Raw genomic sequence first — 12,009 nt, 5'->3', positions numbered from 1 at the left:
CGACGCGGCGTCGTGGCCTGCCCGGCGGCGTCGTACAGTTCAGCCCGGTGTTGGACGTGATCGGCCTGGCCCCGGACGAGGAAGAGCTGTACCGCTGCCTCGTCCAGCTCACCGTGGCCCGACCCGACGAGCTGGCCCGGCGGCTGCGCCGCCCGCGCGCCGCGGTCGTCGCCCAACTCGACGCGCTGCGCGGCAAGGGGCTGGTCCTGCCCGCCGGTCCCGACCCGGGCGGGCCGGTGCGACCACTGGCGCCCGACGTCGCCCTCGGCGGGACGCTGCTGCGCCACCAGGAGGCGCTGGAGGCGGCCCGGGTGGCGATCAGCCGGCTGACGGAGGAGTACCGCTCCGGCCTGCGCCGGCACGACGCCGACCACCTCGTCGAGGTGATCACGGGTGCCGGCGCGCTCCGGGAACGGCTGCGGGACCTGCAGAACGCCGCGCGCAGCGAGGTGCTCTGGTTCTGCCGGGCCAACCCGCTGGCGATGCCCGGGCAGGAGAACGTCGAGGAGTTCGACGCGCTGGCCCGCGGGGTGCGCTACCGGGCCATCTACGAGCGCGACATGCTCCTCGAACCGGGCGCCCTGGCGGACGTCGAGCAGGGCGTACGCGCCGGAGAGCAGGCCCGGGTGGCGGACCGGCTGCCGGTCCGGCTGGCCATCGTGGACGCCCGGACGGCGATCTGCCCGCTGGTGCCGGAACGGGACAGCGGGGAGCCGAGCGCCGCGGTGATCGGCCGCAGCCAGCTACTGGACGCGCTGCTCGCCCTCTTCGAGAGCCACTGGCGGGTCGCCACGCCGCTGCGGCCGGGCGGCACGTTGGCGGGCGCCGCCGACGGGGACCGCCCGGACGCCGACGAGGTCCGGCTGCTCTCGCTCTTCGTCGCCGGGGTGCCGGACAAGTCCATCGCCTCCCAGCTCGGGGTGAGCCGGCGTACCGTGCAGCGCCGGCTGGCCGACCTGATGGCGGTCGCCGGGGTGGACACCCGGCCGGGGCTGGCCTACCAGGCCGCCCGGCGCGGCTGGCTCTGAACCGGCGCTGCTCCGGGCGGTGACCACGGGGCGGGACGGCCGGACCGGCCGTCCCGCCCCGCGCCCGCTCAGCGCAGGCCGTACGCGTCGGTCACGGTCTGGTCGACGGCGTTGCCGGCACGGTCGGTGGCGTGTACCCGCAGCGACACCGCGCCCCGGCCGGCGGGCACCAGCGCGGTGTACCGGGTGCCCGAGCCGCGCACCGGCACCGACCGCCAGGTCGCCCCGGCGTCGAACGACACCTCCACCCGCAGGCGGGTGCCCTGCGGGGCCGGCACGCCGGCCGGCTGGCGGAGCGTCAGGCCGAGCCGGTGCCCGCGCGCGCCGGCCACCTCGCCCCGCAGGTCGGCGGGCACCTGGTACTCCACCTGGAGCAGCGGCAGCGGCTGCGCCGCGTCACCGGCCGGGCGGGCCGAGCCGAACTGCCAGCTCGTCTCGGTCCGGGTGGCCCGGCGCCACTCCTCCGACGAGCGGCGGGTGGTCACGTCCAACCGGTACCGGGCGGCGTCCGGCGTGGTGGCCACCGGCGCCCAGCCGCCGCTCAGGTCGGCGATCTGCTGCCCGTCCCGGCTGAGCCGGGCCTCGACCGCGTCCCGCTCCTCGCTTGTCCCCGCGAGGCCGTGGTGCCCGTCGGCGTCGACGAACTCGGCGACCCGCAGGTCCAGGACGTCCCCGGTACGCCTGGGCACCGGGGCGCCGGGAACTGCCGGCACCGCGGGCCGGACCACCGGGGCGTACCAGAACTCGGTGACCCGGTCGGTGGCGGCGTACCGGCGTGGCCGCTCGGTCAGCCCGCCGAGCAGCTTGCCGGAGTTCGAGAAGGTGAGCCGGTGCAGGACCCGCTGCTGCCACCAGGAGTCCCCGGCGCTGACCCACTCCCGCCGGGCGGTGCCGGTACGCACCAGCCGCTGGTCGTCGTTCCAGGAGTACTCCTGCCACGGCCGCCAGCCGAACCGCTGCTCCTTGGTCCAGTCGAACCCGCCGGTGTCGGCGTAACGCGCGGTCACCTCGGCGGTGTTCGCCGCGGTCACCCGGTGCACGATCCGCTCCGGCACCCGGCCCTTCGACACCTGGAACACGTCGTACAGGTAGGGGCTGTCCACGGTCAACGCCAGGTCCAGCGTGGCGCGTCCGGCCCGGGCCGCCGCGACGATCCGCTGGCCGTCGTCGTACGCCACCACCAGGGCGGGGATGGGCAACCGGTCGCCGGTCGGGGTCCAGACCGTCCAGGCGCTCGAGTCCGCCGGGCGGACGATCAGCGCCACCGCCACCCCGGCCGCGGCGGCCGCCGCGACCTGCTCCTCCTCCGAGCGCTCCGGATCGGCGACGAGCAGCGCGGTCGCGCCCCGGGCCCGGGCCAGTTCGGCGGGGGTCCCGGTGCCGGCCCAGACCAGCGGCAGCTTCCGCCGGCCGGCGGGGGCAGGGGACCGGTTCAGCAGGTTGATGTCCAGCGGGCCGGCCACCCCGCTCACGGTGGCGTCCACCATCGGTTTGACCAGCTGCCAGCGGGAGGAGAACTCGAACTCGCCCCGGGTGACCCGGCGGGTCGGTGTCACGTTGACCTGCTGGATGGTGCTGAACGTCATCACTCCGTGGTCGACCTGCCGGCCGTTGCCGAAGACCCGGTGCTCGTAGAAGCTGATCGACGAGCGCTGCTCCGCCGGCTTCGGCGTCTCGATCCGCACCGGCGTGCCCCTGCGCGGGTCGAGCACCACGGTGAGGTCCCGGTCCACCGTCAGCTCCGGGTCGGTGACCAGGGTGATCTGCTCGTCCAGTGGGGCGCCGTGCTCGATGAGCGCCTGAAGCAGGTACGGGCCCTCCTCGACCCGCACCTGCGACTCACCGGCGATCCAACCGAGGTGATCGGATTCGGGGTGCTCGCCGAAGAGGGTGGCCACCGGCGCCACGCCGGGCTGCCCGGCCATGTCCAGCGCGCGCAGGGTCACGGTGTGCAGCGGGCCGTTGAGGGTGAACCCGACGGCGGTGCGCACCGAGACGCCGTCCGCGCCGGTCGCCACCAGCCAGCCGCCGTGCGGGCCGCGGTCCAGCTTCGCGGGATCCGTGCGCAGCGGCACGGTGGCGCTGCCGCCGGCGGGCACGGTGACCTCGGTGGCGCCGACGGACACGCCGTCGGCCTCGGCCGCGCCGCTGTCCAGGTTGCGCAGCTCGATGGCGAGCCGCAGCGTCTGCGCCGTCGTGGTGCCGTTGGTGTACGTGACGGTCCGTTCCGTCGCCCCGCTGCCGGCGGCGATCCGGCCGAAGTCGGCGGTGGCCGTGCCGTACACCCGCTGGCCCAGCGCCCGGGTCACGTCGACCCGGCCGGCGCCCTGCTCGAAGACGGTCAGCGCGGGGTTGTTCTTCGCGGTGCTGACCAGGGCGTCCTTGAGCTGGCCGGCGGTCCAGTCCGGGTGGTCCTGGGCGAGGATGGCGGCCGCGCCGGCAACGTGCGGGGTGGCCATCGAGGTGCCGGACGCGCCGGTGTACGCCTCCCCCACCGGGGTGCCCATGGTGGTGCCGGCGGCACGGGCGGCGACGATGGCGACGCCCGGCGCGGTGATCTCCGGCTTCAGGCCGCTGTCGCCGACCCGCGGCCCACGGCTGGAGAAGTCGGCCAGTTGGTCGGCGCGGTCGACCGCGCCGACGGTGAGCGCCGCGGTCGCCGCGCCGGGGGTGCCGACGGTGCGGGCCGCGCCGTCGTTGCCGGCGGCGACCACGAAGAGCGCACCGGTCTGTGCGGTCAGGTCGTCGAGGGCCTGGCTCATCGGGTCGGTGCCGTCGGTGGGGCTGCCGCCGAGGCTCATGTTGACCACCCTGGCGCCGGAGTGGGCGGCCCACTCCATGCCGGCGATGATGGCCGACTCGTAGCCGCTGCCGCCGTCGTCGAGAACCTTGCCGATCAGCAACTGCGCGCCGGGAGCGACGCCCTTGCGCAGCCCGCCGGAGGCGACGCCGCTGCCGGCGATCGTGGCCGCCACGTGGGTGCCGTGCCCGTGCCCGTCACCGGCGCTCCCGCTGCCGGAGAAGTCCTGGCTGCCGGCGATCCGGCCGGCCAGGTCGGGGTGCGCGGCGTCGGCCCCCGTGTCGAGCACCGCGACCCGCACACCGGCGCCGTCGCGGCCGGCCGACCAGGCGGTCGGCGCGCCGATCTGCGACACACTGTGCTCCAGCACCGGGCGGACCCGTCCGTCCAGCCACACCCGGGCGATGCCGGCGCCGAACCGGGCCGCGTCGGCACCGGTGGCGCGACCGGCCGGGGCGGCCCGCAGCGTGCTCCACAGGCCGCCGAGGTCGCCCTTGTCGACGCGCAGGGACGCGCCGTTGATGCTCTTCAACGGCCGGGCGGCGGTGGCGCCGGCGAGCGAGCGGACCCGCCCGGCGGCCGGCTCCCGGTAGCGCACGATCAGCGGGAGCGCGCCCTGGTCGGCGTCGCCGTACCCGGCCGCGGCCAACTCCTGCACGTCGAAGAGGTCCGGGTCGAGCACCCCGGCGGAGAGGTACGGCACGACGTCGCTGGGGACGATCCGCACCCCGCCGTCGACCTCGGTGCTGTGGAAGGTGACCCGGTCGCGGCCGGGGCCGGGGCGGACCGTGGCGGCCACCCGCCCGGACGCGGCCGGGGCCAGCTCGACCTGGTCACCGGTGATCAGCGTGATACGGACGGGCGCGGCGCCGCCCGGGGCGGGTGTGCCCGGGTTCGGGCCGGTGGGCCGGGCGGGCGGGGCGGCGGACGCCGGGGCGGCGAGTCCGACCACCAGCGCGCCGACCGCGCCGGCGGCGAGCCAGCGTGGGGGCCAGTGCATGCGATGCGCTCCTCTACTCCAGGGCCGGCACCCGTGGGAGCCGGCCGATCGGAGTCTGCGACAGAGATCATCGTGTGGTCACTAGCCACGGTGCGCCGCACCGGCGACATGTCGCCAGGTGGACACGGGCGGGCCGGCACCCGGACCGGCCCGCCCCGTGCTCGCCGGCGGACCGCCCACCGGCCCCGACCCGTGCTCGCCGGCGGACCGCCCACCGGCCCCGGCCGGTGCCCGCCGGCGGGCCGGCCGGTCTGGGCCGCGGGGACGACGGGCCGAGCGGCCGGGGGACGGTCGCGGTCAGCGGCGGTTGCCGCGCCAGCCGTGCACGGGCAGGTCGAACTTCGCCACCAGCCGGTCGGTGAACGGGCGGTCCCGCAGCCGGACGATGCGCACGGGCAGCGCGCCGCGCCGCACGGTGACCCGCGCCCCGGGCGGCAGGTCGTAGACGCGCCGGCCGTCGCAGGACAGCACCGCAAGGGTGGTGAACGGGTCGACGGTGATGGCGAACGTGGAGGTGGGCGCGGTGACCAGCGGTCGGCTGAACAGCGCGTGCGCGCTGATCGGGACCAGGAGCAGTGCCTCCACCTCGGGCCAGACCACCGGCCCGCCGCCGGAGAACGCGTACGCCGTCGAGCCGGTGGGGGTCGCGCAGACCACGCCGTCGCAGCCGTAGCGGGACAGCGGGCGACCGTCCACGTCGACGAGGAGTTCCAGCATCTGGGCGCGCTCGCCCTTCTCGACGCTGATCTCGTTGAGCGCCCAGGACTCGATGGTCGGGCCGCCGTCGAACTCGGCGGTCACGTCGAGGGTGAGCCGCTCGTCCACGGTGTAGTTGCGGTCCACCACGTCCCGCACCGCGCTGTCGAGGTCGTCGATCTCCGCCTCGGCGAGGAAGCCGACCTTGCCGAGGTTGATGCCGAGCAGCGGCGCCTTCGCCGGCCGGGCCAGCTCCGCCGCGCGCAGGAACGTGCCGTCCCCGCCGAGCGCGAAGACGATCTCCGCGCCCTCGGCCGCCTGCGGGCCGGTCACCGGGACCACGCCGGGCAGGTCGAGGTCGTCGGCCTCCTCCGCGACGACCCGCACCTCGAACCCGGCCGCGATGAGGTCGGCGGCCACCGCCCGCGCGTGCTCGGTGCTGCGGCGGCGGCCGGTGTGCGTGACCAGCAGGGCGGTGCGGCTCACCGGGACGGCCGTCCCGTCGCGCCCACCCGCACCCCGCACCGTCGCGGCGCAGCCGCGACCGCGGGGCTCGCCAGCTCGCTCACCCGGCCACCTCCTCCGTCGCCGCGTCCGGCAGGCCGCCGGACGGCGCCGAGCCCTGCGGCCCGGCAGTCACCACGGCACGCACCCGCTCCGGATCGGCCGGCGGTGCGTCCCGGCGTAACCATACGAAGAACTCGACGTTGCCGCTCGGCCCCGGCAGCGGGCTGGCGGCCACGTCGGCCAGACCGAGGTCGAGGCGCGCCGCCGCGGCGGCCACGTCCAGAACCGCCTCGGCGCGCAGCGCCGGGTCGCGGACCACCCCGCCGGCGCCGACCCGCTCCTTGCCGACCTCGAACTGCGGCTTCACCATCAGCGCGAGGTCGCCGTCGGGCCGGGTGCACCCGGCCAGCGCCGGCAGCACCAGCCGCAGCGAGATGAACGACAGGTCGGCGACCGTGAGGTCGACCGGCCCGCCGATGATCTCCGGCGTCAGCGTACGGACGTTGGTGCGCTCGAAGACCCGCACCCGGGGGTCGTTGCGCAGCGGCCACGCGAGCTGCCCGTAGCCGACGTCGACGGCGACCACCTCGGCCGCGTCGGCGCGCAGCAGGACGTCGGTGAAGCCGCCGGTCGAGGCGCCCGCGTCCAGGCAGCGCCGGCCGGCGACCCCCAGCCCACCGGGGGCGAACGCGGCCAGCGCGCCGGCCAGCTTGTGCCCGCCCCGGGAGACGTACTCCGAGCTGGGGTCCTCGCCGGTGACCAGCAGCGGGTCGGCGGGGTCGACCATCGCGGCGGGCTTGCGGGCGGGCACCCCGCGCAACTGGACCCGGCCGGCCTCCACCAGCGCGGCGGCCTGCTCCCGGGAGCGGGCCAGACCGCGGCGGACGAGTTCGGCGTCCAGCCGGTTACGACGTGCCATGCGTGGTTCTTCTCCGGTCCGGTCAGGCCTGGTCGATGGTGGCGAGGGTTTCCCGCAGCGTCTCGTACGCCGCCTCGTACTGCGCGACCTGGTCGGCCGGGGCGAGCGTCGCGGCGTTGGCCATCGCCCGCACGGCGGCCTCGACGGCGGGATGGCGTATGTCGTCGAGGTCCTCGGGCGGCTCGGGGCGTGGCGGCGGCCCCGGTCGCGGTCCGGGCGTGGGGGCCGGCCGGACGCCGGGGGGCGGGCCGGGACGGGCGCCGGGCGGCGGGCCGGGTCGGTACGGGCCGGTCACGAGCCGCTCCCGGCCGGCGTGGGGCGGGTCACGCCCCACCGCCCGGCTGATCCGGGTGGCCCGGCGCCTTCTTCACCGGCCGGGCCGGCTCCACGTCGGTGGCCTCGGCCGGGGCCACGGCCGACGGGGCCCGCTTCGCCACCGCCTTCTTCGCCACCGCCTTCTTGGCCACGGCCTTCTTCGCCACCGCCTTCTTGGCCACCGCCTTCCTGGCCACCGGCTGCGCCGCGGCGGAGCCCTCCGACGCGGCGGGGGGCGCGGCCGGCTCGGCGGCGCCCGGGGCGGCCGGCCTCGCGCCGGTGCCGGACGGCGCCTCGGACGTCGTGGGCGACGGGGTGACGGTCGCGGCCGGCGGGGCGGCGAGGGTCGTCCTGGCCTCCCGGAGCTGACGCTCCAGCTCGTGCACCCGGCGGGTCAGCTCGGCGACCTCGTCGGCGGTGGCCAGCCCCACCGCACCGAGGGCCCGGTCGACCTCGAACCGGACCAGCTTGGTCAGCGCCTCCCGGTTCGCCGCGCCGGTGGAGACGAGTTCCTCGGCGAGCGCCTGCAGCTGGGCGGCGGTCGCCCCGCCGGAGCCGACGAGGCGGCGCGCCGCGTCCTGGGCCTTCTTCCGGGGCGCCTCCGTCAGGCCCATGGCCAGCTCGAGGTAGGCGCGCCACGCGTCCTGCATGCCTGAGTCCTTCCGCGGGGCGGGGGGTGTGCAGGTGTCACGCTACCGGGCACCCCACGACGCCCCGTGCGGTACGGTGCCGGGGACGGCGTGGCGAACGGCAAGGGAGCGATCGTGGCCAGCGTGGACGAGTGCCGGCAGGCGTTGCAGGATCTGGCCGCCCGGTTGGACCGCAACGCGGAGACGGTGCGGGAGAAGATCGACCTGGACCGGACGCTGGCCTGCCGGATCACCGACCTCGACACCGCCTTTCACGGCCGGCTCACCGGCGGCCGCCTGGTCGACCTGGCCGACGGCGACGATCCGAAGGCCAAGATCGCGCTGAGCACGAGCAGCGACGACCTGCTCGCGTTGGTGCGCGGTGAGCTCGACGTCACCCGCGCGGTCACGTCCCGGCGTGTGTCGATCAAGGCCAACCCACTCGACCTGATGAAGCTGCGCAAGCTGCTCTGATCGCGGGCCGCGCGGCCGACGCGATGCGACCGCACGCCCCCGGCGGCGATGCCATCGCGTGCCCGGCGTGATGCGGTCGGGTCGCTCAGGCGGAGAGGCCGAGCGCGGTCAGGGCCTGCGTGGCCTGCGCCGAGCCGGGGCGCACCCGCGCCGGCTCCGCGGACCAGGCGGCCGCACAGAGCGCCGCCAGCGCGTCCAGCGGGCGGCCGGCGCCGGACAGTTCCAGCGCGCCGTCCCGCGCCGCCACCGACCACCCGCCGGTGTCCGCCGCGCCCGGGACCCGCACCACCGCCGCCGGGTCGAAGAGCCCGGCCAGGTCCATCGAGACGTACGTCGGCCGCCGCGGCGGAGGGGCGGCCAGCAGTTCGGCCGCGTCGCTGACGCCGGTGAGCACCAGCAGGCTGTCCAGCCCCGCCCGACGGGCGCCCTCGATGTCGGTGTCGAGCCGGTCGCCGACCACCAGCGCCCGGCCCCCGCCGACGCGGCGGGCCGCGGTGGCGAACAGCGCCGGCTCGGGCTTGCCGACCACCACGTCGGGATCGCGGCCGAGCGCGGTCCGCAGCGCGGCGACCAGCGCGCCGTTTCCCGGCAACGGTCCCCGACCGCTGGGCAGCGTCCGGTCGGTGTTGGTGGCGACCCAGGTCGCCCCGCCGCGCACGGCCACCGATGCCTCGGCCAGGTCCACCCAGCCGACCTGCGGCCCGTACCCCTGCACCACCGCGACCGGCGACTCGTCGGCCCGCGACACCGGCGTCAGGCCGGCCGCGCGGACCTCGGCCCGCAGCGCCTCGGCGCCGACCACCAGCACCGCGGCGCCGGCGGGGAGCCGGTCGCGGAGCAGCTCGGCGGCGGCTGCCGCGGAGGTGAGCACCTCCTCCGGCCGGGCGGGGACGCCCATCCCGGTCAGCAGGTCGGCCACCTCGCTGGAGCGGCGCGAGGCGTTGTTGGTCGCGTACGCGACCGCCCGCCCCTCCGCGTGCAGCCGGCCGACCGCCTCGACCGCGCCGGGGATCGGCCGGTCGATCAGGTAGATCACGCCATCGAGGTCGAAGACGACCAGGGCGTACCCGTCGACCAGCCGCTCCCCGGTGCCCGTCGTCATCGCTGCGCGGCGTCCGACTCGCCGGTGCCGTCCGTCGCGGTGACGTCGCCGTCGGCCGCGCCGTCGGCGACGTCGGTGTCGGCGACGTCGGTGTCGGCGACGGCGGTGTCGGTGACGTCCGTCGCGGTGCCGTCGGCGTCGGTGACGCCGGTTGCGGTGCGGTCCGCGGCGGGACCGGCCGCGACAGCGCGCGCCTCGTCGTCGGTCAGCTCGTCCTCGGCCAGATCGTCCGTCGGCACGGCCGCGGCCTCGTCCCGCCGCTCGTCCGCGATTCCGGCCTGCTCCGGCTCGTCGACGGTGCCGGCCTGGCCCTGTCGCTCGTCGTCGCGGTCGGCGGGCTCGCTCTCACCGGTCAGGTCGGCGTCCGGACGGGCCGGCACCGCACCCGGGGTCCCGGGACCGGAGGCGATCGCCTCGGGGGAATCCTCGTCCTCCTCGTCGCCCTCGATCACCACACCGTCGAGTTCCAGCAGGCGCTCCGCGGCGTCGGTCTCGCCCTCCGCGTCCACGTCAGCCGCCCGGGAGAACCACTCGCGGGCCTCCTCGCGACGACCGACCGCGAGGAGCGCATCGGCGTACGCGTAGCGCAGCCGGGCCGTCCACGGCTCGGCCGCCTCGGTGGTCAGCTCGGGAACCTGGAGCATGGCCACCGCGGCGTCCTTCTGGCCGAGGTCGCCGCGCGCACCGGCCGCCACGATCAGCAGCTCGATCGTCACGGCCTGGTCCAGCTTCTCCCGGTCCGCGCCACGGAACAGGTCGATCGCCCGCTCCGGCCGGCCCAGGGCCCGCTCGCAGTCCGCCAGCACGGCCAGGTGGCTCTGCAGCCCGGTCATCCGGTGGTACGTGCGCAGCTCCGCGATCGCGGTCTGCCACTCCCCCGCGTGGTACGCGGCCAGACCCACCGCCTCGCGGACAGCGGCGATCCGGGACGCCAGCCGACGAGCGGCCAGCGCGTGCGCCAGCGCCTCCGCCGGGTCCTCGTCGATCAACTGGCCCGTGGCCACGAGGTGTCGGGCAACCGTCTCGGCGACCGGCTTGGCCAGCGACAGCAACTCGGCCCGGACGTCCTTGTCGAGGTCGGTGGCGACGATCTCGTCGGGCAGCGCCGGTGCCTGGGTGCGCTCGCCCTCCGCCTCCGGACGTTCCCGTCGCTCGTCGCGGCGCTCACCGCCACGGTAGCCGCCCTCGCGGTCACCACCACGGAAGCCACCCTCGCGGCGCTCACCACCCCGGTAGCCGCCTTCGCGACGCTCGCCACCGCCATAGCCGCCTTCGCGGCGGAAGCCGCCCTCGCGGTCACCGCCCCGGAAGCCGCCCTCGCGACGATCGCCGCCACGGAAGCCACCCTCGCGGTCACCGCCCCGGAAGCCACCGCCCGGACGCTCGCCGCCCTCGCGACGGAAGCCACCCTCCCGGCGCTCACCACCACGGAAACCGCCCTCACGGTCACCACCGCGGTAGCCACCGCCCGGACGCTCGCCGCCCTCGCGACGGAAGCCACCCTCCCGGCGCTCACCACCACGGAAGCCGCCCTCGCGGTCACCGCCACGGAAGCCACCCTCGCGACGATCGCCGCCACGGAAACCGCCCTCACGGTCACCACCGCGGAAACCGCCCTCGCGACGATCGCCGCCACGGAAGCCGCCCTCGCGGTCACCGCCGCGGAAGCCACCGCCCGGACGCTCGCCGCCTTCACGGCGATCGCCACCGCGGAAACCGCCCTCACGGCGCTCACCGCCACGGAAACCGCCCTCACGGTCACCACCGCGGAAGCCACCGCCCGGACGCTCGCCGCCTTCACGACGATCTCCGCCACGGAAGCCCTCGCGGTCACCGCCGCGGAAACCGCCCTCGCGACGGTCGTCCCGCCCAGCGCCACCCTCGCGGGGCGGACCCGAACGGAAGCCACCCTCGCGACGCTCACCGCCGCGGAAACCGCCCTCACGGCGGTCACCATCGCTGCGGAAGCCGCCCTGACGATCGCCGCCGTCACGGCGGAAGCCACCCTCGCGCGGCGGACCCGAACGGAAGCCACCCTCGCGACGATCGCCGCCGCGGAAACCGCCCTCGCGGTCACCGCCGCGGAAGCCACCCTCGCGGCGCTCACCGCCACGGGAGGCGTCGCGGTCACCACGGAAACCGCCCTGGCGCTCGCCGCCATCACGACGGGGGGCGCCGCCGTCGCGGGAACCGGACCGGAAGCCACCCTCGCGGCGGTCACCGCCGGCGTACCCGCCGCGCTGACCGTCCCGGTCGTTCCGGTACGAGGGTCCGTCGCCGCGGCGCGGGGCGCCCTCGCGCCCGCCCGAGCGGTCGTCGTTACGACGGGGACGATCTCCGCCCTGCGATCCTGAACTCACAGGTACATCCTTCCTCATTGCGCCACCTATGGCGCTACGCAGTCGAGGGCCGACCCGGATGGGGCGGCCCTCGACTGGAATGATTGTCCGGCGGTGTCCTACTCTCCCACACCCTCCCGAGTGCAGTACCATCGGCGCTGGAGGGCTTAGCTTCCGGGTTCGGAATGTAACCGGGCGTT

10 protein-coding genes and 1 rRNA gene are annotated in these 12,009 nt (G+C 76.5%); 3 read left to right on the top strand and 8 right to left on the bottom strand.

From position 1 onward, the window contains the following. The first annotated feature begins 47 nt into the window (after positions 1 to 47). Positions 48 to 1,028: a TrmB family transcriptional regulator gene (locus ACGF7U_RS28945; protein WP_393112023.1), complete on the top strand. Its 981-nt coding sequence runs from the start codon at positions 48 to 50 to the stop codon at positions 1,026 to 1,028. 68 nt (positions 1,029 to 1,096) lie between these two features. Here ACGF7U_RS28945 and ACGF7U_RS28940 read toward each other — a convergent pair whose 3' ends face one another. The 5 genes from ACGF7U_RS28940 to ACGF7U_RS28920 all read right to left on the bottom strand — a co-directional run bounded on the left by ACGF7U_RS28940 (position 1,097) and on the right by ACGF7U_RS28920 (position 7,915). Beyond that, the gene (locus ACGF7U_RS28940) at positions 1,097 to 4,828 is read right to left on the bottom strand and encodes a S8 family serine peptidase (RefSeq protein WP_393112021.1); all 3,732 of its coding nucleotides are present in this window, start codon (positions 4,826 to 4,828) and stop codon (positions 1,097 to 1,099) included. Between the two features lie 297 nt (positions 4,829 to 5,125). Next, positions 5,126 to 6,010, bottom strand: coding sequence for an NAD kinase (locus tag ACGF7U_RS28935; protein ID WP_393112019.1), 885 nt, complete (start codon positions 6,008 to 6,010; stop codon positions 5,126 to 5,128). A gap of 79 nt (positions 6,011 to 6,089) precedes the next feature. Further along, on the bottom strand, positions 6,090 to 6,950 hold the full coding sequence (locus ACGF7U_RS28930; protein ID WP_393112017.1) for a TlyA family RNA methyltransferase: 861 nt from the start codon (positions 6,948 to 6,950) through the stop codon (positions 6,090 to 6,092). A gap of 22 nt (positions 6,951 to 6,972) precedes the next feature. After that, a complete protein-coding gene (locus tag ACGF7U_RS28925; RefSeq protein ID WP_393112015.1) occupies positions 6,973 to 7,245 on the bottom strand; it encodes a hypothetical protein in 273 nt (90 codons plus the stop codon). Positions 7,246 to 7,273: 28 nt separating this feature from the next. After that, the gene (locus ACGF7U_RS28920) at positions 7,274 to 7,915 is read right to left on the bottom strand and encodes a phasin family protein (RefSeq protein WP_393112013.1); all 642 of its coding nucleotides are present in this window, start codon (positions 7,913 to 7,915) and stop codon (positions 7,274 to 7,276) included. Between the two features lie 114 nt (positions 7,916 to 8,029). Here ACGF7U_RS28920 and ACGF7U_RS28915 point away from each other — a divergent pair, with 114 nt between their 5' ends. Beyond that, positions 8,030 to 8,368 (top strand): SCP2 sterol-binding domain-containing protein, encoded by a 339-nt coding sequence (locus tag ACGF7U_RS28915; RefSeq protein ID WP_393112011.1) that lies wholly within the window; start codon positions 8,030 to 8,032, stop codon positions 8,366 to 8,368. 85 nt (positions 8,369 to 8,453) lie between these two features. On the opposite strand, the gene ACGF7U_RS28910 is transcribed toward ACGF7U_RS28915, so the two are convergent. Together ACGF7U_RS28910 and ACGF7U_RS28905 are read right to left on the bottom strand one after the other, a co-directional pair. Beyond that, complete coding sequence (locus ACGF7U_RS28910; protein ID WP_393112009.1) at positions 8,454 to 9,470, bottom strand: HAD-IIA family hydrolase; 1,017 nt, start codon at positions 9,468 to 9,470, stop codon at positions 8,454 to 8,456. Further along, positions 9,467 to 10,519, bottom strand: a complete 1,053-nt coding sequence (locus ACGF7U_RS28905; protein ID WP_393112134.1) for a Replicase polyprotein 1ab — start codon at positions 10,517 to 10,519, stop codon at positions 9,467 to 9,469. Before ACGF7U_RS28905 ends, ACGF7U_RS28910 begins: the two co-directional genes overlap by 4 nt. On the opposite strand from ACGF7U_RS28905, the gene ACGF7U_RS28900 reads away from it, so the two are divergent. Continuing rightward, positions 10,478 to 11,824 carry a hypothetical protein gene (locus ACGF7U_RS28900; protein ID WP_393112007.1) on the top strand — a complete coding sequence of 449 codons (1,347 nt, stop codon included), beginning with the start codon at positions 10,478 to 10,480 and terminating at the stop codon, positions 11,822 to 11,824. The two genes, ACGF7U_RS28905 and ACGF7U_RS28900, sit on opposite strands and share 42 nt — an antisense overlap. A 91-nt stretch (positions 11,825 to 11,915) precedes the next feature. Here the strand turns inward: ACGF7U_RS28900 and rrf are convergent. After that, positions 11,916 to 12,009 (bottom strand): 5S ribosomal RNA (gene rrf / locus ACGF7U_RS28895); the annotation flags it as partial.

Source organism: Micromonospora sp. NPDC047670 (assembly GCF_043204915.1).
GTDB lineage: Bacteria > Actinomycetota > Actinomycetes > Mycobacteriales > Micromonosporaceae > Micromonospora.
The sequence above is the reverse complement of the archived record's forward strand: the minus strand, read 5'-3'. Positions and strand labels throughout refer to the sequence as shown.